Annotated in this window: 21 protein-coding genes and 1 riboswitch; of the genes, 2 read left to right on the top strand and 19 right to left on the bottom strand. The window is 62.8% G+C overall.

What is annotated here, in order from left to right; translation table 11 throughout:
- Nucleotides 1-36: 36 nt before the first annotated feature.
- From ACYP2Q_RS05765 to cobO, 13 genes are all read right to left on the bottom strand, one after another.
- Nucleotides 37-159: a hypothetical protein gene (locus ACYP2Q_RS05765; protein WP_459729631.1), complete on the bottom strand. Its 123-nt coding sequence runs from the start codon at nucleotides 157-159 to the stop codon at nucleotides 37-39.
- Entirely contained in the window at nucleotides 156-1,364 is a 1,209-nt protein-coding gene (locus ACYP2Q_RS05760; RefSeq protein ID WP_459729630.1) for an MFS transporter, read from the bottom strand. The genes ACYP2Q_RS05765 and ACYP2Q_RS05760 overlap by 4 nt, the downstream gene beginning before the upstream one ends.
- A gap of 52 nt (nucleotides 1,365-1,416) precedes the next feature.
- On the bottom strand, nucleotides 1,417-1,821 hold the full coding sequence (locus tag ACYP2Q_RS05755) for a MarR family winged helix-turn-helix transcriptional regulator (protein ID WP_459729629.1): 405 nt from the start codon (nucleotides 1,819-1,821) through the stop codon (nucleotides 1,417-1,419).
- A gap of 21 nt (nucleotides 1,822-1,842) precedes the next feature.
- Entirely contained in the window at nucleotides 1,843-2,574 is a 732-nt protein-coding gene (locus tag ACYP2Q_RS05750; RefSeq protein WP_459729628.1) for an adenosylcobinamide-GDP ribazoletransferase, read from the bottom strand.
- A 2-nt stretch (nucleotides 2,575-2,576) separates the two neighbouring features.
- Nucleotides 2,577-3,152, bottom strand: a complete 576-nt coding sequence (gene cobC / locus ACYP2Q_RS05745; RefSeq protein WP_459729627.1) for an alpha-ribazole phosphatase family protein — start codon at nucleotides 3,150-3,152, stop codon at nucleotides 2,577-2,579.
- Nucleotides 3,149-4,204 (bottom strand): nicotinate-nucleotide--dimethylbenzimidazole phosphoribosyltransferase, encoded by a 1,056-nt coding sequence (gene cobT, locus ACYP2Q_RS05740; protein WP_459729626.1) that lies wholly within the window; start codon nucleotides 4,202-4,204, stop codon nucleotides 3,149-3,151. Before cobT ends, cobC begins: the two co-directional genes overlap by 4 nt.
- A complete protein-coding gene (cobU, locus tag ACYP2Q_RS05735; protein WP_459729625.1) occupies nucleotides 4,201-4,722 on the bottom strand; it encodes a bifunctional adenosylcobinamide kinase/adenosylcobinamide-phosphate guanylyltransferase in 522 nt (173 codons plus the stop codon). The genes cobT and cobU overlap by 4 nt, the downstream gene beginning before the upstream one ends.
- A 120-nt stretch (nucleotides 4,723-4,842) precedes the next feature.
- Nucleotides 4,843-6,294: a cobyric acid synthase gene (locus ACYP2Q_RS05730; protein ID WP_459729624.1), complete on the bottom strand. Its 1,452-nt coding sequence runs from the start codon at nucleotides 6,292-6,294 to the stop codon at nucleotides 4,843-4,845.
- Nucleotides 6,291-7,283 (bottom strand): threonine-phosphate decarboxylase CobD, encoded by a 993-nt coding sequence (gene cobD / locus ACYP2Q_RS05725; RefSeq protein WP_459729623.1) that lies wholly within the window; start codon nucleotides 7,281-7,283, stop codon nucleotides 6,291-6,293. The genes ACYP2Q_RS05730 and cobD overlap by 4 nt, the downstream gene beginning before the upstream one ends.
- Entirely contained in the window at nucleotides 7,276-8,184 is a 909-nt protein-coding gene (gene cbiB, locus ACYP2Q_RS05720) for an adenosylcobinamide-phosphate synthase CbiB (protein ID WP_459729622.1), read from the bottom strand. Before cbiB ends, cobD begins: the two co-directional genes overlap by 8 nt.
- The gene (gene bluB, locus ACYP2Q_RS05715) at nucleotides 8,181-8,831 is read right to left on the bottom strand and encodes a 5,6-dimethylbenzimidazole synthase (RefSeq protein ID WP_459729621.1); all 651 of its coding nucleotides are present in this window, start codon (nucleotides 8,829-8,831) and stop codon (nucleotides 8,181-8,183) included. The genes cbiB and bluB overlap by 4 nt, the downstream gene beginning before the upstream one ends.
- Nucleotides 8,828-10,189 (bottom strand): cobyrinate a,c-diamide synthase, encoded by a 1,362-nt coding sequence (locus ACYP2Q_RS05710; protein ID WP_459729620.1) that lies wholly within the window; start codon nucleotides 10,187-10,189, stop codon nucleotides 8,828-8,830. Before ACYP2Q_RS05710 ends, bluB begins: the two co-directional genes overlap by 4 nt.
- The gene (gene cobO / locus ACYP2Q_RS05705; RefSeq protein WP_459729619.1) at nucleotides 10,186-10,797 is read right to left on the bottom strand and encodes a cob(I)yrinic acid a,c-diamide adenosyltransferase; all 612 of its coding nucleotides are present in this window, start codon (nucleotides 10,795-10,797) and stop codon (nucleotides 10,186-10,188) included. The genes ACYP2Q_RS05710 and cobO overlap by 4 nt, the downstream gene beginning before the upstream one ends.
- A gap of 83 nt (nucleotides 10,798-10,880) precedes the next feature.
- Nucleotides 10,881-11,115, bottom strand: a riboswitch (cobalamin riboswitch).
- Between the two features lie 144 nt (nucleotides 11,116-11,259).
- On the opposite strand from cobO, the gene ACYP2Q_RS05700 reads away from it, so the two are divergent.
- Both ACYP2Q_RS05700 and ACYP2Q_RS05695 read left to right on the top strand, forming a co-directional pair.
- Nucleotides 11,260-11,844, top strand: coding sequence for a hypothetical protein (locus tag ACYP2Q_RS05700; RefSeq protein WP_459729618.1), 585 nt, complete (start codon nucleotides 11,260-11,262; stop codon nucleotides 11,842-11,844).
- 67 nt (nucleotides 11,845-11,911) lie between these two features.
- A complete protein-coding gene (locus ACYP2Q_RS05695) occupies nucleotides 11,912-13,225 on the top strand; it encodes a PQQ-dependent sugar dehydrogenase (RefSeq protein WP_459729617.1) in 1,314 nt (437 codons plus the stop codon).
- A gap of 131 nt (nucleotides 13,226-13,356) precedes the next feature.
- On the opposite strand, the gene ACYP2Q_RS05690 is transcribed toward ACYP2Q_RS05695, so the two are convergent.
- The 6 genes from ACYP2Q_RS05690 to ACYP2Q_RS05665 form a co-directional block, all read right to left on the bottom strand.
- Complete coding sequence (locus tag ACYP2Q_RS05690) at nucleotides 13,357-14,010, bottom strand: O-methyltransferase (RefSeq protein WP_459729616.1); 654 nt, start codon at nucleotides 14,008-14,010, stop codon at nucleotides 13,357-13,359.
- 18 nt (nucleotides 14,011-14,028) lie between these two features.
- A complete protein-coding gene (locus ACYP2Q_RS05685) occupies nucleotides 14,029-14,565 on the bottom strand; it encodes a C40 family peptidase (protein WP_459729615.1) in 537 nt (178 codons plus the stop codon).
- A gap of 164 nt (nucleotides 14,566-14,729) precedes the next feature.
- Nucleotides 14,730-15,377 (bottom strand): C40 family peptidase, encoded by a 648-nt coding sequence (locus ACYP2Q_RS05680; protein ID WP_459729614.1) that lies wholly within the window; start codon nucleotides 15,375-15,377, stop codon nucleotides 14,730-14,732.
- A gap of 227 nt (nucleotides 15,378-15,604) precedes the next feature.
- Nucleotides 15,605-16,309, bottom strand: a complete 705-nt coding sequence (gene hda, locus ACYP2Q_RS05675; RefSeq protein ID WP_008063324.1) for a DnaA regulatory inactivator Hda — start codon at nucleotides 16,307-16,309, stop codon at nucleotides 15,605-15,607.
- A gap of 197 nt (nucleotides 16,310-16,506) precedes the next feature.
- A complete protein-coding gene (locus ACYP2Q_RS05670; protein WP_459729613.1) occupies nucleotides 16,507-17,580 on the bottom strand; it encodes an AI-2E family transporter in 1,074 nt (357 codons plus the stop codon).
- A gap of 37 nt (nucleotides 17,581-17,617) precedes the next feature.
- Entirely contained in the window at nucleotides 17,618-18,691 is a 1,074-nt protein-coding gene (locus ACYP2Q_RS05665; protein WP_459729612.1) for a DUF2066 domain-containing protein, read from the bottom strand.
- Nucleotides 18,692-18,896 lie beyond the last annotated feature (205 nt).

The following is an 18,896-nucleotide window of genomic DNA, read 5'->3' as shown; positions in this document are numbered from 1 at the left end:
TGGACTTCAAGACAACGCGTTTATTCACGCCTCCTTCTAGCACGCCCCCATACCCAACTGCATCAGCGCCAGGCCTCCCTGGTGCCAGCCCCACCATGCCAGCGCCAGCAGCAAGGCGCAGACAGCGCCGAGCATGATCCGCGGCCAGAGACTGTTCATGTCGCACTCATCTGGCTTTGCAGGCGCGCCACTGGCCGCTCACGCACGGGCCAGTTCAGGGCTGCGGCCATCAGGCTCAAGAGAATCGCCACCTGCCAGATCAAGTCGTAGCTCCCCGTCCGGTCATACACCACCCCGCCCAGCCAGCCACCGAGAAACGACCCCAGCTGGTGAAACAGGAACACAATCCCACCAAGCATGGACAGGTTTCGTACGCCGAACAAGGTCGCGACCGTGCCGTTGGTCAAGGGCACGGTCGACAACCACAGCAAACCCATGGCCATCCCGAACAGGTACGCGCTGGTGGTCGTCACCGGCGCCCACAGGAACAGCGCGATCACCACCGCTCGCAACAGGTACAGGGCAGTGAGCAAACGTGGTTTAGACATGCGCCCGCCAAGCCAGCCGGCGGTATAGGTACCAAAGATGTTGAACAGGCCGATCAGCGCCAGCACCGTGGTGCCCACGGTCGCCGGCAGATGTTGATCCACCAGGTAGGCCGGCAGGTGCACGCCAATGAACACCACCTGGAACCCACAGACAAAAAAGCCGAACGCCAACAGCCAGAACCCCGAATGGGAACAGGCCTCGCGCAGCGCTTCAGAGAGGGTTTGCTCGTGGCCGAGCACCGGCAGCGGCTTGTCCTTGAGCATGCCCACCAGCGGCACGATCAGCGCCACCAGCAGCCCCAGCACCAGCAAGGCCGCGGACCAGCCGAGCCAACCGATCAACCCGAGCGTGCCGGGCAGCATGGCGAACTGGCCGAACGAACCGGCGGCGCTGGCGATCCCCATGCCCATGCTGCGTTTTTCCGGCGGCACCGCGCGCCCGACTACGCCGAGGATCACCGAGAAGGACGTGCCGGACAGGCCGATCCCGATCAGCAGGCCGGCGCTCAGGGACAAGGTCACCGCCGAGTCGGAAAGCCCCATGCACACCAACCCCGCCGCGTACAGGACACCGCCGACCAGCACCACTTTCGCCGCGCCGAAGCGGTCGGCCAGGGCGCCGGTGAACGGTTGCGCCAGGCCCCAGATCAGGTTTTGCAGGGCGATGGCGAAGGCGAAGACTTCACGCCCCCAGCCGAACTCCGCGCTCATCGGCGCCAGGAACAGCCCGAAACCGTGCCGCACCCCCAAGGACAACGCCAGGATCAGCGCACTGCCCACCAACACCCAACCGCACGTACGCCACATCGAGGTCATTCTTGTTCTCCGGTCGCGGGTATATACCCGCTTATGATCGTACAAACCGGCTTCATGCCAGTTCGTCCAGCAATTTGAGTAACGTTTCACGCTTTTCCGCGCCGAGGCGATCAATCAATCGCTGTTGCGCCGCCTCCCACGCCGGCAAGGCGGCTGCCAGGCGCTCGGCGCCCGCTTCAGTCAGCAGGACGATGCGATTGCGCATGTCCTCGCCCTCGACCAGCATCACCAGGCCCTCACCTTCCAGCACCCGCAAATTGCGTCCCAGGGTACTGCGATCCAGCCCCATGGCCTCGGCGAGGGTGGAAATACTCGGTTGATCGAGGCGCTGCAGATTGCACAGCAAAGAATACTGGGCAACGTTGATCCCGAAGCCATCGAGAGCGCCGTCGTAATGCCTGCTGACGCCACGGGCGGCGCGACGCAGGTTGATGCATAAACATTGGGAGTCGAGCATGATGCGTGTATATACCCGTGGTTAAATAAGTGCAAGTCCTGCGAGGATCGCAACTTCCAGCAATTCCAGCAACGCCCCCGCCGTGTCTCCCGTCGTGCCGCCCAATCGACGCAGCATCACCTGCCGGAGCCAGACGAAAATCAACGCCGCCAGCACTAGCGCCCAAACACCATTGAGGCCAGCGATCAGTACACACAACAGGCTACTTGCCGCCATCACCTGCTTGCCCGCCAACCGCGGAAGATGATCGGCCAGGGCCTGACCCAAGCCACCGGGACGTACGTAAGACGTGGTGAGGAATAACCCCAGCAATGCGCTGCGGCTGATCAAGGGAACCATAATCAGGGCCAGTGCATGCTGCTGTTCGATCAGCGCAACCAGTGCGGCAAATTTCAACAGCAACACCAACACCAGTGTGACCACTGCGATCGGCCCGCTGCGAGGATCCTTCATGATCGTCAACGTACGCTCACGATCACCGAATCCGCCAAGCCAGGCATCAGCGCTATCGGCCAGACCGTCCAAATGCAGCGCGCCGCTGAGCAGCACCCATACCGCCAGCAACAATGCCGCGTGAAGCAGCAATGGCGTGCCCAGCAACAGCCAGTTCATCCCCCACAGAATCAAGCCGAACAGCAATCCCACCAGCGGGTAAAACAGCAGCGAGCGCCCCAGCTCCTCAGGCGTCGGCATGCCCGGCAGGCGAATGGGCAGGCTGCTGAGAAATTGCAGGGCGATCCAGAATGGCAACATGTTCAGCGCACTTCCCTTAATGCGCCACCGGGCTCGACCGCCAGCGAGAACAGCGCCCCATGCGCCACTTCAACATTCAGCAGTTGCTCCCGTGGCAAGCCCCGGGCATGGGCCAACAACAATCGCATGACCCCGCCATGACTGATCAGCAGCACACGCTCCCCGGCATAGGCCACGTGCAAACGCGCCACCGCCGCCAACACCCGCGCGGAAAAGTCCGCAACCGGCTCGCCTTCAGGCGGGGTAAAGGAATAGGGATCCGCCCAGAACAACCCCAGGGCCTCGGCGTCGGTTTCCATCAGCGCCGCGGCACTCTGCCCTTCCCAGGCACCGAAGTGCAGTTCTTGCAGATGGCTGTCCAGCTCGACCGGCAGTCCTGATTGCACCGCCAGTTCTTCGGCGAATCGCGCACAGCGCTGCAACGGTGAACTGACCAGGCGATCCCAGGGTCCCTGCTGCGCCACCGCTGCGCGCATCTGCGCCCAGCCGGTGTCCGTCAGCGCGTCATCGAGGCTGCCGCGCAAGCCGCCGCCGAGTTCGGTTTCACCGTGGCGCAGCAGATCCAGATGCAAGATCATGCAGGACGATCCGCCACCGCCGCTTCGGCGAACGTCGCCATCTGCCCGTGCAGGTCGCAGGCCAGGCGCAGCAATGGCACGGCCAACGCGGCGCCACTGCCTTCGCCCAGGCGCAACCCGAGGTCCAGCAAGGGTTGGGCATCCAGGGTTTCCAGCACATGGCGATGCCCCGGCTCGGCCCCGCGATGACCGAACAACAGCCATTGCCGGCACGCCGGGTTCAAACGCACCGCCACCAACGCCGCTACGCAGCAAATGAATCCGTCCACCAACACCGCGATGCCGTGTTGGGCGCACGCGAGGTAGGCGCCGACCAGTGCGGCAATTTCAAAACCACCGAGATTGAACAGGGTCTGCAACGCATCGTCACGCTGAGCGCCGTGCAAGGCCAACGCACGCTCGATCACTTGCGCTTTATGACTGACACCCGACGCATCCAGCCCGGTGCCCGGCCCGGTCAGATGCGCTACCGGACAATCGAGCAAGGCACAGGCCAAGGCGCTGGCCGCCGTGGTGTTGCCAATACCCATTTCGCCGCCGATGAACAGTTGCGCACCCATCGCGATGGCCCGCTGCACGCTCTCGCGACCGGCCTGCAACGCACGTTCGCCTTGCGCCACGCTCATTGCCGGCCCCTGCACGAAATTCGCCGTGCCCGGGCCGATGTTGAGGTGACGCACCCCCGCCAAGTTCAACGACGAGGTGATGGTGCCGAGATCGACCACTTCCAGGGAGGCGCCCAAATGCCGCGCCAACACGCTGATCGCCGCACCGCCGTTGACGAAGTTGTGCAGCATCTGCCCCGTGACTTCCTGGGGATAGGCCGAGACTCCCTCGGCCACCACACCATGGTCACCGGCAAAAATCGCGATCCACAACCGTTCAAGGCTTGGCTTGACCTGCCCCTGGAGCCCGGCCAGTTGCACCGCCACCGACTCAAGCTGACCGAGGGAGCCAGCCGGCTTGGTCAGTTGCTGTTGACGGGCTTGCGCCTGCTCGACCGCCTGGGCGTCGATCGGTTGGCACGGGTTCAGCCACCAGGATGGGTTCATAACGCAGTTCCTTTCAAAGTCAGGGGCAGGCCGGCGACGGTCAGGATGACGCGCTGACAACGCTCGGCCAGGGCTTGATGCAGCCAACCGGCTTCATCGACATAGCGGCGAGTCAATTCGCCCAGCGGCACGACACCCATTCCGGTCTCGTTGCTGACAAAAATGATTTCACCCGGCAACGATGCCAGGCATTCGAGCAAGGCTTCGCGCTCGGCGTTCAGGCGCTCGGCATCTTCAAGCATCAGCAGGTTGGTCAGCCACAGCGTCAGGCAATCCACCAGCAGACAACGGTTAGCGCTGGCGTTTTCGCGCAGGACGCGGGCCAGTTCCAACGGCTCTTCGATAAGCGCCCATTCGGCGGGACGGCGGGCGCGATGATGGGCGACCCGTTCGTTCATTTCACCGTCCAGGGGTTGGCTGGTGGCGATGTAGGTCACTTGGAGCTGACTGTCAGTTGCCAGCTTTTCAGCCAGGCGACTCTTGCCGGAGCGGGCGCCGCCGAGGATCAGTTGGAGCATGGTTCATTCCTTCAAATAGGCGGTGAGGCCGATTCCGTCTTCGCGAGCAAGCTCGCTCCTACAGGGAACGCGGTCACCTGTGGGAGCGGGCTTGCCCGCGAAGAGGCCAGCACAGCCACCTCAAATCCCGCAGAGCTCACGCAGCAGCGCGGTATCCAGATGCTTCTCCACCAGATCCGCCAACCGCTCGATATCCCGCTCGCGCAACCCGTGGTAATCCACGTCCTGCACATCCTGCAATCCTGCCCAACGCAACAGCGCACTGCACGCCGCCGGGGATTCGAACAAGCCATGCAGGTAGGTGCCGAAAACCTGCCCGTCAACACTTTGCGCGCCATCGCAGCGCCCGTCGTCCAGCTGCACGGCAGCATGCTCCAGGGCCGGGCCGGTGGTGACGCCAGCGTGGATTTCATAGCCGCTGACCTCAGCATTCTCCAGGGCCAGGCGCCCACGCACGTTGCGCAGTTGCTTGTGCTCTTCGAGCTGCGTCTGGAAGGCCAGCAAGCCCAAACCGGCACTGGAGCCCGGCGCGCCTTCAAGCCCCAGGGGATCATGCACCTGCTCACCGAGCATCTGCAGGCCGCCGCAAATGCCCAGCACTTTTCCACCGTAGCGCAAATGCCGGGAGATCGCGGCATCCCAACCGTTGGCGCACAGGTACGCAAGATCGCTGCGCACGCTTTTCGAGCCCGGGAGAATGATCAGGTCGGCAGATGGAATCGCCTGGCCGGGGCCGATGAATTGCAGGTCCACTTGCGGGTGCAGGCGCAGCGGATCGAAATCGGTGTGGTTGCTGATGCGCGGCAACACCGGCACCACCACTTTCAACAATTGCCCGGTCTTGTCGGCCTGGCGCTGATCGATGCCGTCCTCGGCCTCCAGGTGCAGGTCCATCACATACGGCAGCACGCCGATCACCGGCTTGCCGGTGCGCGCCTCGAGCCAGTCGAGACCGGGTTGCAGCAGCGCGATGTCGCCACGAAAGCGGTTGATGATGAAGCCTTTGACCCGCGCCTGTTCGCTCGGCGACAGCAGCTCCAGGGTGCCGACCAGGTGGGCGAAAACCCCGCCCCGATTGATGTCGGCGATTAGCACCACCGGGCAATCCACCGCTTCGGCAAAGCCCATGTTGGCGATGTCGCCGGCACGAAGGTTGATCTCGGCCGGCGATCCCGCGCCTTCGACCATCACCAGCGGATACGCCGCGCTCAAGCGCTCATGGGAGGCCAGCACCGCTTGCATGGCGATAGCCTTGTAGTCGTGATAGGCCACGGCGTTCATGGTCGTGACCGCACGCCCATGAATGATCACCTGGGCGCCGGTATCGCTGTTGGGCTTGAGCAGCACCGGGTTCATGTCGGTGTGGGGCTCAAGCAAGGCAGCCTGGGCTTGCACCGCTTGCGCGCGCCCGATTTCGCCACCGTCGGCCGTCACCGCGCTGTTGAGCGCCATGTTCTGCGGCTTGAACGGCACCACCCTGACACCCTGGCGCGTCGCCCAGCGGCACAGGGCCGTCACCAGGGTGCTTTTACCGGCGTCGGAGGTGGTGCCCTGCACCATCAGCGTGGTCATGGGTGTTCCTTGGCGAAGGCGTCCAGCGCCGATGCGAGGCGTGCCCAGTCGACTTCATCGCCAGGCAGGCCAAAACGCAGGCTGCTGTTGTGGGTGAACAGGCGCAGCAGAATGCCGCGCCGGGCCATGAAGTCGTGAAGCAGTTCGGCACGCTCGGTGATCAGCCATTGGAACAGGGCGCACCCGCCCTGGGGCTCGAAGCCGTATTGTGTCAACAAGGTGGCCAACCGCGCGCTGGCCTCATCGGCGCGCTCCCGCTGGCGCGTGTGCCCTTCGGTGTCGCGCAGGCACGCCTGGCCCAGCACCCGGGTCGGCCCGCTGACCGCCCACGGCCCGACTTGCTCGGCGAGCAACTTGAGCAGCCTGCGCTCAGCCAGGACAAAACCCAGGCGCACCCCGGCCAGGCCGAAAAACTTGCCAAAGGAGCGCAACACGATCAAGCCGACCTGATGGGCAAACGGCGCCACGCTCAGGTGCGGCGTGTTGTCCATGAAGGCCTCGTCCACCACCAGCCAGCCACCGCGCGGGGCCAGGCGCGAATGCCAGTCGAGCAGGCGCGCGGGCGTCAGGTTCAGCCCTGTCGGGTTGTTCGGGTTGACCACCACCAGCACGTCGAGGCTATCGACGAAAAAGTCGACCTCCTGCTCCAGCACCTCGCGCACGATGTAGCCATTGCGCCGCCATGCCTCGGCGTGCTCGGCATAACAGGGCGACAGTACGCCGACCTTGCCCGCCCTGCGCAAACGCGGCAGCAACTGGATGGCCATCTGCGAGCCGGCCACCGGCAATGCCTGCAGAGTGCCGTAATAGTCGCAGGCTGCCTGCTCCAGGCCGTCATCGGTTTCCGGCAACCGCGCCCAGGCGCGCAGCGGGATGTCCGGCACCGGAAACGGCCAGGGCGCCAGGCCGCTGGACAGGTCGAGCCATTCGGCTTCGTCGATGCCGTAATCGTGCGCCGCCTTGCGCAGTCGTCCGCCGTGTTCAAGCATAAAATTCAGCCCCCACGCACAAAATCAGCAGCCACAACCATACCCCTCGCTGGACCAGCTGCCAGCCGCGGTCGATGGCGTCGGCATCGGCCGGCACGCCCTCGCCCAGCTGCGGGCGCTGATGCAGTTCACCGTGATAAATCGCCGGCCCGCCCAACTCGACCCCCAACGCACCGGCACCCGCCGCCATCACCGGGCCGGCATTCGGGCTATCCCAGGTCGGCCCCTGGGTGCGCCAACATTTCAACGCCAGACGGGTCTTGCCCAGCAGCGCGTAGGTCAACGCCACCAGGCGCGCTGGAATGTAGTTGAGCACGTCGTCGATCTTCGCCGCCGCCCAGCCGAAACGCTCGAAGCGTTCGTTGCGATAGCCCCACATCGCGTCCAGGGTGTTGCTCAAACGATAGAGCACCACGCCCGGCGCACCGGCCACGGCAAACCAGAACAAGGCGGCGAACACTGCGTCACTGCCGTTTTCCAGCACCGATTCGGTGGCGGCGCGGGCGACGGCGGTTTCATCCAGGTCGCTGGTCTTACGGCTGACCAGATAACTCACGCGTTGGCGCGCTTCTTCAAGATTACCGCTGCGCAGGGCCTTGGCCACAGGTTCGACATGCTCGCCGAGGCTGCGCATGCCCAGGGCGCAATAGAGCGCGAGGATCTCGACGACCCAGCCGACGTAGGGTGCCCAGGACAATGCCGTGGCCAACAGGGTCAGTGGCAACACGGCGATCACCCATGCGGTGACCCCATGGCTGCGCCAGCCGCGACCGCCACCGTTGAAACGTTGCTCGATGCGCTCGGCAAATCGGCCGAACGCCACCAGCGGATGCCAGCGTTTGGGTTCACCCAGCAGCGCATCCAGCGCCACTGCGGCGATACTCAACAACGCCACACTCATTGACTCACTCCCCAATAGTTTTCATACAACAGCTCACTCAGCGGACGCGCCTGCGCCCAGCCTTCGAGTACCAGCATCGGCGCCGGATAAAAGGCCTTGACCGGTCCCAGGCAGAGAATCGCCAGGGGCTTGGCACCCGGCGGCAGGCCCAGCAGGTCCGCCAGGGCTTGCGGTTCGAACAGCGAGACCCAGCCCATGCCCAGCCCTTCGGCGCGGGACGCCAGCCAGAGGTTCTGGATTGCGCAGGACAACGAGGCCAGGTCCATTTCCGGCAAGGTCCGACGACCGAAGATATGCCGCTCGCGATCGTCCATCAGCGCGGCGACCAGTACTTCGGCGCAGTCGTTGATGCCCTCGACCTTGAGCTGCATGAATTCGTCGGTGCGCTCACCGAGGGCCTCGGCGGTGCGCACGCGCTCCTGTTCCACCAGGACCTGGATCTGGCTGCGCAAGGCGCGATCGCTGATGCGGATGAAGCGCCAGGGCTGCATCAGGCCGACACTCGGCGCCTGATGCGCGGCTTCGAGCAGGCGCCGTAGCAATTCGGGCTCGACGGTGCCGCCAGCGAAGTGACGCATGTCGCGGCGCTCGGCGATGGCGCGGTAGACCGCATCGCGTTCGGCTTCGCAGAAGGCGTTGTCGGTCATGGCCTCTTCGCTGGCAAGCCAGCTCCTACAGGAGCGAGCTTGCTCGCGATGGCGGCTTCAAGGTCGGGCACAAATAGAGCAGCAATCGCCGATGGATTGGACGGAAAATAAAAATGCACATAAGAGGCCGTCATCCGCCCCTCACGATAAACCGCCTCCGCCCCGCGCCCGCCGTTAGGGCTCAAGCCACGGGCAATCGGTGTCAGTTCGGTGGTGGTCAGAGAATGATGATAAGTGTGCCCACGCAGCGAACCTTCCGGCAGCTCCACCGCTTGCAACGCCAATGCAGCGAGGCGCTTTTGCATCACCGCATCGCCCTTCAACAAGCCGACCAGTTCCGCGCGCGTACCCTCGACATCGGTCAGCGAATCGAGCAGATAAAGCATCCCGCCACATTCCGCCAGCAAGGGTTTGCCCGCCGCGTGGTGCGCGCGGATCGCCGCCAGCATCGAGGTGTTCTGCGACAGCGCTACGTGGTGCAATTCCGGATAACCACCCGGCAGATACAAGCTGTCTGCCTCGGGCAAACCAGCGTCACGGATCGGCGAGAAAAACCGCAGCTCGGCGCCCATCGCCCGCAGCAAATCCAGGCTGGCGCCATAGGTAAACGCAAACGCTTCGTCACGGGCCACGGCAATACGCACGCCAGCCAGAAGCGGTTCGGCCGCGATCACATCCGGCGCGGCGAAGGTCACCGCCGGTGGCAGCGCGACTTCGCAACTGCTGGCCAGGGCGTCGGCCGCCGCATCGAGGCGCACGTCCAGGTCGTTCAACTCGCTGGCCTGCACCAGGCCCAGGTGGCGGCTCGGCAACTCGATCCCGGTTTCCCGGGACAGGGCGCCGTACCAGCGCAGGCCTTCGGTCAGGCTGCCTTCGAGCAGTTGCGCATGGCGCAGGGTGCCCACGCGGTTGGCCAGCACGCCGGCAAACGGCAAGTCCGGCTGATAGCGCGCCAGGCCCAGGGCCAGCGCGCCAAAGGTCTGGGCCATGGCCGTGCCGTCGATCACCCCGAGCACCGGCACGCCGAAATGCCGCGCCAGATCGGCGCTGGACGGCGTTCCGTCGAACAGCCCCATAACGCCTTCGATCAGGATCAGGTCAGCCTCGGCGGCGGCCTCCCACAACAGGCGACGGCTTTCCTGCTCGCCGACCATCCACATGTCCAGTTGATAAACCGGCGCACCACTGGCGCGCTCGAGGATCATCGGGTCGAGAAAATCCGGGCCACACTTGAATACCCGCACCTTGCGGCCCTGGTTGCGATGCAAGCGGGCCAGCGCGGCGGTCACGGTGGTCTTGCCCTGGCCGGAGGCCGGCGCGGCAATCAGTACCGCCGGGCAATGTCGAGGTTGATTCACAGCTCGACGCCTTTTTGCGCCTTGATACCGGCCTGGAAGGCGTGCTTGATCATGCCCATTTCGGTGACGGTGTCAGCCAGTTCGACCATCTCCGGCTTGGCGCCGCGACCGGTGACCACCACATGCTGCATGGGCGGACGCGCCTGCAGATCACTGAGCACCTGATCGAGATCGAGATAGCCGTGCTTGAGGGCGATGTTCAGTTCGTCCAGCACCACCAGGCCGATCGATGGGTCGCGCAGCAGTTGCTGCGACACCGCCCAGGCCGCTTCGGCCGCCGCGATGTCGCGCTGGCGATCCTGGGTCTCCCAGGTGAAGCCCTCGCCCATCACATGAAAACGCACCTGCTCGGGGAAGCGCCGGAAGAACAACTCTTCGCCGGTGCTGTTGCACCCCTTGATGAACTGCACCACACCGCACTGCATGCCGTGCCCCATGGCACGGGCAAGCATGCCGAAGGCCGAGCTGCTCTTGCCTTTGCCGTTGCCGGTCAACACCAGCAGCAGGCCGCATTCGTTCGGGGAATTGGCGATGCGTTCGTCGATCACGGCTTTTTTGCGCAGCATGCGCGCCAGGTGGCGTTCGTCACGATCAGGGGTATCAGACATGGGGGAGCTCTCCGTTGAGGCAGGATTAACGGCGGGCAGGCACAAGAATAGACGGCAAGAAGCCTGGCATCGCCCACCGTGATGCCGCTTGGATGGATCAGGCCGGTCTCCGGGCTCATGAGCGGCGTAATGCCGGACTGCGCGCCTTCCCGCATCAACGATCGACACAGTGGCTTCAGACGCAGTTTTCACTCATTTACCGTTGCGGGGGCAGCGCCGGGATCGCAGGGCTTCATCGACTGAAGCGCTCAACTCACCGGCTTCCCTGTTTCACTCTGTCGACCCAAGTCACAGAGCACCTGAAACAAGCGGCGAAGGTTAGAGGGTTGGGGGTGGAGCGTCAATTGAAGACGCGGTGGCGCAACGAATAACTGCCACCCCTCAATAAAGTGACGTCAATCTTGTGCCACACTCACGGCAGTGATATCAAATAGCCACAACACAATAACAAGGGTGAACCCCATGCAAGGCATGATCATCAGCAATCCGAAACTGGAATTCCTGCGTCCGGTCCTGGAACGCTGGTTCGACTGTATCGACCGCTACAACGCCGTGCGCGGCGACAACGAGACGCCCTACTGGCTCGACGAAAAAGCCAACCTCGGCCTGCTGTCCGCCGCGGCCTGGATGGCCGAGATGATCACCCTGCAACAATCGCCCACCCGTAAACAGACCGAAGAAGGCGAACGCAACGGCCGCGCGGATCTGTTTATCGCCACGCCCGAAGCGCGCGCCTGGCTGCAGACCACGCAACGCTGGCCACGGGTCAACAGCCTGAACCTGACCCAGGCCCTTCTGGACATCACCAGCGACGCGAAAAAAATCAGCTACGCCAGCGACCTGAAAATCGGCTGCCTGTTCGTCGCACCGCACAAGAGCCAGCAAGGTGCTACTCCGGAAGAACTGCAGGACATGGTCGATGACCTGCAAAAGGAGCACAGCTGCGCCGTGGCCTGGTATTTCCCTTATGCCTATCGCAAATTGCGCAACGAAGCCGGTCACTACCACCCCGGTGTTGCCCTGCTGCTCAAGGAAGCTCGCGGCTGAGGTTGAACCATCGGGCCGCCGCGCTTCTCTATGATTTAAGTCACCTCATTCATAGGGAAGGTCAGCAATGCGCACGTCCCAGCTGGTTTTCGTTATCGCGCTGGCGGGAGGGCTCGCCGCCTGTGGCGAATCCGCCCGCCTGCAAGTCACCGACGGCATCGGGCCATCCCCCAAGCTCCCGGAACCCAACAAGACACTGTTTCCGACGATGAACATCGCCCCGGCCATCGGCTGGGCGGACGGCGCCAAACCCGTGGCGGCCAGTGGCACCCAGGTCGGCGCATTTGCCGAGAACCTCGATCACCCGCGCTGGCTGTACGTGCTGCCCAATGGCGACGTGCTGGTCGCCGAAACCAACGCCCCGCCCAAACCCGATGACAACAAAGGCATCAAGGGCTGGATCACCAAGAAAGTCATGGGGCGCGCCGGTGCCTCCGTGCCAAGCCCGAACCGCATCACGCTGCTGCGCGACAGCAACCATGATGGCATCGCCGAAACCCGCACGGTGTTCCTGGAAAACCTCAACTCGCCCTTTGGCATGACCCTGGTCGGTAATGACCTGTACGTGGCCAACACCGACCGACTGTTGCGCTTTCGCTATGTAGAGGGCGACACGGCGATAAAGTCACCACCGATCAAAGTCGTCGACCTGCCAGGTGGGACCCTGAATCACCACTGGACCAAGAACGTCATCGCCAGCAAGGACGGCAGCAAGCTGTACGTGACGGTGGGTTCCAACAGCAACGTCGGTGAAAACGGCCTGGACCAGGAACAAGGACGCGCGGCTATCTGGGAAGTGGACCGTGCCACCGGCAACCACCGGATCTTCGCTTCAGGCCTGCGCAACCCCAACGGCATGGCCTGGGAGCCACAAAGCGGTGCGCTGTGGACGGCCGTCAACGAGCGCGATGAAATCGGCAGCGACCTGGTGCCGGACTACATCACCTCGGTCAAGGATGGCGCCTTCTATGGCTGGCCATTCAGCTATTACGGCCAGCACGTCGATGTTCGCGTCGAACCGCAAAACCCCGGCCTGGTGGCCAAGGCGATTGCCCCGGACTACGCGGTCGGCCCGCACACGGCCTCACTGGGCCTGACGTTTGCCGAAGGCAACACGTTGCCGGCGCAGTTCAAGGAAGGCGCCTTCATCGGCCAGCATGGCTCATGGAACCGCAAGCCGCACAGCGGCTACAAAGTGATATTCGTACCGTTCAGCGCCGGGAAGCCGAGCGGACAACCGGTGGAGGTGCTCAGCGGTTTTTTGAATGACGAGGAAAAGGCCATGGGCCGGCCGGTGGGCGTGGTGATCGATCAGCAAGGGGATTTGCTGGTGGCCGATGATGTGGGGAACAAGGTGTGGCGGGTGTCAGCCGTGCAATGACCTGCACACAAACACCTGTAGGAGCGAGCTTGCTCGCGATGGAGGTCAACGATGACGCGGGGAGCCTGACACCCCGCGGTGCTCTCTGGTTTTTCGCGAGAAAGCTCGCTCCTGCAGGATGCATGCGATCTTTAGCGTTTACGACAGAGCGTCAAGCCATCCCCCAACGGCAACAGCGACAAATCCACCCGCGCGTCATCCTTCAAGGCACGATTAAGCGCCTGGATAGCGCGGGTATCGGCGCTTTCGGGGTTACCCTCAAGCACCCGACCACTCCACAGCGTGTTATCGAATACTGCCAGCCCGCCGGTACGCAACAGCCGTAGCGCATGCTCCAGGTAGGCCGGGTAATTGGCCTTGTCGGCATCGATGAACACCAGGTCGAACTGGCCTGGCTCGTCCAGACTGCCCAGGGTTTCCAGCGCCGGCGCCAATCGCAGATCGATGCGCCCGGACAGACCGGCCTCCTGCCAATAGCGGCGGGCGGTGGCGTTGTAGTCGCCGGGCATGTCACAGCAGATCAGCCCACCGTCATCCGGCAATGCCGCCGCCATGCACAGGGCGCTGTATCCGGTGAAGGTACCGACTTCCAGCACACGCCGTGCGCCGATGAGCTTCACCAGCAAGGCGAGAAACTGCCCCTGTTCCGGAGCCACCTGCCAGCGCGCCATGGGTAGCGCCTGGGTTTCGTCGCGCAAGCGCTTGAGCACTGGCGTTTCGCGCAGGGAAACGTCGAGCAGGTATTGATAGAGCGAATCGTCGAGGTTGAGCGTGCGGGCGGTCATGACAACTCCCTCTGGCGATTACGGATTGCGCGCCAGATGCTCGGGGTGCAGTACACGCTTGGCGCTCAGGTAGGCCCTCTGCCAATAAGCCTTGGACAAGCTGTCGAGCTTGACCGTGCCACCCGTGGCCGGCGCATGGACGAAACGCCCTTCACCGACATAGATCCCGGCATGGCTGACCTGGGAGCCACCATTGGTGGCGAAGAAAATCAGGTCACCGGTTTGCAGGCCTTCCTTGCCGACATTGGCCGCCTGCATGGAAATCATTTCGCGGGTGGTGCGCGGCAGGGAAATTCCGGCAACGTCTCGGTAGACGTAGCCAATCAGGCCACTGCAATCGAATCCGGAGTCCGGTGTATTGCCGCCCCAGCGATAAGGCGTACCGACCAACCCCAACGCGCGAAACAGTACGTCTTCCGCTTCCGGAGAAAAGGCCTGGGCGGGACCGAACACGATGGGTGCGCGCACCACTGGCGCGGGTGGCGGGGTACGGCTGGCGCAAGCGCTGAGCAGCGCTGCGAACAGCATGATTGCGAGGCGGGCCGACATCGTCATAGCAGAGCATCCTGATCAGGGCTGCGGCTTTTTTCTGCGCGAGTGCAGAAAAGAAAACCGCCTGCGGAGTACGCAGGCGGTTTGCCATCATTCATGATCAGAATTTTAGCGCTTATCAGCCAAACTTCAAGTAAGACTTTAAGTTCGCCTCACGAAAAGTACGCTTACTTGCGGGCAGTGACGATTGGAGTCGCTGCAGGCGCCATCGCGAGAGCACGCTTGGCTTCGATGAAGGTCTTGCTCCAGTAGCTGTCGCCCAGGCTATCGATGCGCACACCGCCGCTGCGGCGGCTGCTGGAGTGGATGAACTGGTTGTCGCCCAGGTAGATTCCGGCGTGACTCACACGACCGCGACGACCGTTGGTGGCGAAGAACAACAGGTCGCCTGGCTCGAGCTTGCTGCGCGAAACCAGCGGTGCGTCCACGTTGATCATTTCGCGGGTAGAGCGTGGCAGGTTCATGCCCGCTTCTTCACGGAACAGATAACCGATGAAACCGCTGCAGTCGAAGCCAGCTTCGGAGGTACCGCCGAAACGGTAACGGGTACCGATCAGGGACATGCCGCGTTCGAGGATGCTGTCGGCCAGGACCGGAAGCTGGTACGACTTGCCGTTGGCAAAGCTGGCCAGTTCTTTTTCGGTGGCCGCTTCTTCCTGTTCAAGCGCTTGCTGATAAAGCGCGGAAGACTGGGCGGTAGCGGAATTTTGAACCTGCTGTTGATGTGCTTGCTCGGACACTGGCGTGTGGGCAGCGCAACCGAACAACAGGGTAACGAGTGCGAGGGGCACGAGGGGTGCAAAGCGATTTAGCATGGGCACGACCGTGGCTGATTAATGTCAAGAAGCCGAGACTATGCCCGCTATCATCCTCATTTGCAAATTCAATCGAACTTTTTGTGACTTCTTGGTTTCTCGCTGACATCTAAGCGCTAAAGCCCATTCTAGACACTTACGCAGTCTGCGCTGCGCAGAAAAGCGGATTTTTTGCCGTCCGAAATTTTTGATATATCGCCGCGGGCCTTGGATTTACGGGGCCTTGGCTACCAGCCCAACGTCTCTTTGAGGAACGGGATGGTCAGCTTGCGCTGGGCTTGAAGGGAGGCCTGGTCGAGTTGCTCAAGCAGTTCGAAAAGCGCACTCATGCTGCGGGTACCGCGGGTCAGGATAAAGTGTCCAACTTCGTCGGTCAGGTGCAGGCCGCGACGTGACGCACGCAGTTGCAGGGCGCGCAACTTGTCTTCATCGGAGAGTGGGCGCATCTGGAAGATCAGCGCCAGGGTCAGGCGCGACTTGAGATCCGCCAGCTTTACCGGCAGCTCACGCGGCGAAGTCGATGCGGCGATCAGCAGACGCCGACCACTGTCACGCAGCCGATTGAACAGGTGGAACAACGCCTCTTCCCAGTCAGCCTTGCCTGCCACCGCCTGCAGGTCGTCCAGGCAGACCAGTTCGTATTGCTCGAGGTTGTCGAGAATTTCGATGCCGCGATCCATCAACTCGGCCAGCGGCAGGTACACCGCCGGTTCGCCCATCTGTTCAAAACGCAGGCACGCGGCCTGCAACAGATGCGTGCGCCCTACCCCGTGCTTGCCCCAAAGGTAAATCAGGCTTTCGGTCCAGCCGGCGTCGGCTTCGCACAGACGTTCGACATAGCCGAGTGCAGCGGCATTGGCGCCTGGGTAGTAGTTGATGAAGGTGGCGTCGTCACGCAGACGCACACCTAGGGGCAGCTGAATCGGTTTCATGCTGACTGAACAGTTCCAAAGGAACCGTTAGTGGCCTCTGTGTAAAGTTTGCGAAGTTTATACCCGTGAAGCCGACCGCACAATGCGACAGACCACAAGCAAAATCAAAGGTTTGCGTTAGCGCACCGGTTTTATGACAGATTCTTTGGCGCTGCGGGCAGCCCGCCGGGGTCTACCCGGGCTGCCCGTGACCCCGTCTACAGCTCTGGATCGTCAACACCACTGTACATATCAGAATCCTTATACAAATCATGCACATGGCGCAGCAGCACCATCACGACCGCCGCCACTGGCAACGCCAGTAAAATGCCAGTAAACCCAAAGAGTTCGCCCCCTGCCAGAATCGCGAAGATCACCGCCACCGGGTGCAGGCCGATACGGTCCCCCACCAGCAACGGCGTCAGCACCATGCCCTCCAGAGCCTGACCGACCATGAACACCGCGACGATGCCCATCATGGGATACAACTCGCCACCAAACTGGAACAGGCCGGCAATCAGCGCCGCGCCAATGCCAATGATGAAGCCCATGTACGGCACGATCGCCGCCAGACCGGCAATCATCCCGATCAACAGGCCCAGCTCCAGGCCCACCAACATCAGGCCCGCGGCGTAGATCACGCCCAATGCGACCATCACCAGTAGTTGCCCGCGGACGAAGGCGCCGAGCACTTCATGGCACTCTTCGGCCAGTGACACCGCACGCTCTTCGCGATCGCGCGGCAACAGGCTGCGGATCTTGGCCACCATCAGGTCCCAGTCCCGCAGCAGGTAGAAACTCACCACCGGAATCAGCACCAGGTTCGCCAGCCAGCCAATCAACGCCAAACCCGACGCAGTCGCCTGACTCAACACCACCCCAACGATGTCGGTGGTCTGCCCCATGTGCTCGCTGATCGCCGCCTTGAGTTTGTCGAACTTCCAGAAGCCCTCCGACAAGCCAAACTTCGACTGCGCCCATGGCAATGCCGTGTGCTGCAGCCAATCGAGCATCTGCGGTGCCAGCTCATACAAACGAAACAGCTGCTTGGCGAGCATCGGCACCAACACCAGCAACAGTGTGGTGAAGATCAGGGTGAACAGGGCAAATACCGCAATCACGCCCCAGGTCCGTGACAGGCCGGCCTTTTCCAGCCTGTCCACCAGGGGGTCGAACAGATAGGCCAACAACAACGCCACCAGGAACGGCGTGAGGATCGGGTGCAACAGCCAGACAAACGCGCAGAGCAGGAGCACTCCACCCAACCAGAACCAACGCCGCGTATCGGCCATGAACCACTCCATTGCTTCTATATAAAGAAAGAAAATCCTACCAGCGGAAACGCAATTGCGGCGTCGGGGCCGGCGCAGGCGCGACCGCAGGGGCCGCACCACCTGCTACTGGCTGGACGGGTACCGCGGGCGCCGGTACTGGCACCTGCTCCGCGGCGACTTCCTGCAACCTGGCCAGCGACAACTGCGCGCGCAATTGATCGGTACTGCCGTTGACTCGATAAAGAATCCGGTCGCCATCGACACTTTGCGGACGTCCACCGAAAGGCTCGAGCAAACGCCCAAGACTCGCATAACGCTCCAGATTCATGCCCTGGACTTCCAGCAACTGCGCGGAAGAAGCCCCAGGCTTGGCGACAAATCGCGGCGCCAGTCGCTGGTTCACCGCCAGCATCACCGCGTCCGCCAAAGCGGCTTGATCGGCGCCCTGGGCACTGCCGGCTTCTTTCTGATCGCCCAGCCATAACTGCCACTTGGCTTGCCACTGACCACCCTCTTCCCTGGCATGCACCGCCAGCAAGGCGTCGGCATTGTAACGTTGCGATGCATTGCGCAGTGCCGACGGATCGGCACTTTCCAGATTCGGCGCGGTGGCGACGATTTGTTCGTTCAGGTCCGCCAGCGGTAGACGCAGGGGCAGACCACGGTGCTGCGCGGCGCGGCGCAGGGGTGTCGCCCCGGCCTGGCCATCGCCCACCAGGCTCGCACCCTCGGTGTAGTCGTTCAGCCACCAGCCGAGGATCGACGGCCGATTGGCACCCCACATCGCCAACCCGGCCCGGCGCAAGGCCTGCTCGGTGGTACCGGGGTCGAAATCGACTTTTAACACTTCCGGCGGGCCGGCCTCGAAGCCGTACTGGCTGATGATTTGCTGGGGGTCCTTGCGAATCGCCGCCAGCCCTGGATTCTGCGGCGCCTTGGGATCGCCGGTCAGGCGCAATACCAGCGTATCGAGTGCCCGTTGTGTCGCTTCGTCTCGCTCTTGCGGCGACTGGCCGTTGACCGGTTCGCGCACTTGATAAAGGCCTTTGACGGTTTCAGCCCGGCTTACCTGGCTGGCAAGACTGACCAGTGACAAGCAGCCCACAAACAAGAATTTACAAAAACCCATGGAAGATTCCTGAGGACAAAAGCGGCTGGAACAGACCGCATGAAGACGAACGAGCAAGGCTGTGACCATCGCCCGACGCAAAACATTCACACGCCCTGGGTAAGTTTTCGCACTGTGATAACGATAGACGGTTAATGACGACAACTTGTGCGGGCGAGCAGGATGTCAGTTACAGGGCGTGATAGCGGTTTTTTTTCGGCCGATA

The sequence above is a fragment of the Pseudomonas sp. MHK4 genome (assembly GCF_054600775.1).
This window is presented reverse-complemented; position numbering and strand designations above follow the sequence as displayed.

What these genes read in the sequence shown, in the direction of transcription:
- ACYP2Q_RS05765 (WP_459729631.1), bottom strand. Translation starts at nt 159, where the DNA reads ATGAACAGTCTCTGGCCGCGGATCATGCTCGGCGCTGTCTGCGCCTTG.
- ACYP2Q_RS05760 (WP_459729630.1), bottom strand. Translation starts at nt 1,364, where the DNA reads ATGACCTCGATGTGGCGTACGTGCGGTTGGGTGTTGGTGGGCAGTGCG.
- ACYP2Q_RS05755 (WP_459729629.1), bottom strand. Translation starts at nt 1,821, where the DNA reads ATGCTCGACTCCCAATGTTTATGCATCAACCTGCGTCGCGCCGCCCGT.
- ACYP2Q_RS05750 (WP_459729628.1), bottom strand. Translation starts at nt 2,574, where the DNA reads ATGTTGCCATTCTGGATCGCCCTGCAATTTCTCAGCAGCCTGCCCATT.
- cobC (WP_459729627.1), bottom strand. Translation starts at nt 3,152, where the DNA reads ATGATCTTGCATCTGGATCTGCTGCGCCACGGTGAAACCGAACTCGGC.
- cobT (WP_459729626.1), bottom strand. Translation starts at nt 4,204, where the DNA reads ATGAACCCATCCTGGTGGCTGAACCCGTGCCAACCGATCGACGCCCAG.
- cobU (WP_459729625.1), bottom strand. Translation starts at nt 4,722, where the DNA reads ATGCTCCAACTGATCCTCGGCGGCGCCCGCTCCGGCAAGAGTCGCCTG.
- ACYP2Q_RS05730 (WP_459729624.1), bottom strand. Translation starts at nt 6,294, where the DNA reads ATGACCACGCTGATGGTGCAGGGCACCACCTCCGACGCCGGTAAAAGC.
- cobD (WP_459729623.1), bottom strand. Translation starts at nt 7,283, where the DNA reads ATGCTTGAACACGGCGGACGACTGCGCAAGGCGGCGCACGATTACGGC.
- cbiB (WP_459729622.1), bottom strand. Translation starts at nt 8,184, where the DNA reads ATGAGTGTGGCGTTGTTGAGTATCGCCGCAGTGGCGCTGGATGCGCTG.
- bluB (WP_459729621.1), bottom strand. Translation starts at nt 8,831, where the DNA reads ATGACCGACAACGCCTTCTGCGAAGCCGAACGCGATGCGGTCTACCGC.
- cobO (WP_459729619.1), bottom strand. Translation starts at nt 10,797, where the DNA reads ATGTCTGATACCCCTGATCGTGACGAACGCCACCTGGCGCGCATGCTG.
- ACYP2Q_RS05700 (WP_459729618.1), top strand. Translation starts at nt 11,260, where the DNA reads ATGCAAGGCATGATCATCAGCAATCCGAAACTGGAATTCCTGCGTCCG.
- ACYP2Q_RS05695 (WP_459729617.1), top strand. Translation starts at nt 11,912, where the DNA reads ATGCGCACGTCCCAGCTGGTTTTCGTTATCGCGCTGGCGGGAGGGCTC.
- ACYP2Q_RS05690 (WP_459729616.1), bottom strand. Translation starts at nt 14,010, where the DNA reads ATGACCGCCCGCACGCTCAACCTCGACGATTCGCTCTATCAATACCTG.
- ACYP2Q_RS05685 (WP_459729615.1), bottom strand. Translation starts at nt 14,565, where the DNA reads ATGACGATGTCGGCCCGCCTCGCAATCATGCTGTTCGCAGCGCTGCTC.
- ACYP2Q_RS05680 (WP_459729614.1), bottom strand. Translation starts at nt 15,377, where the DNA reads ATGCTAAATCGCTTTGCACCCCTCGTGCCCCTCGCACTCGTTACCCTG.
- hda (WP_008063324.1), bottom strand. Translation starts at nt 16,309, where the DNA reads ATGAAACCGATTCAGCTGCCCCTAGGTGTGCGTCTGCGTGACGACGCC.
- ACYP2Q_RS05670 (WP_459729613.1), bottom strand. Translation starts at nt 17,580, where the DNA reads ATGGCCGATACGCGGCGTTGGTTCTGGTTGGGTGGAGTGCTCCTGCTC.
- ACYP2Q_RS05665 (WP_459729612.1), bottom strand. Translation starts at nt 18,691, where the DNA reads ATGGGTTTTTGTAAATTCTTGTTTGTGGGCTGCTTGTCACTGGTCAGT.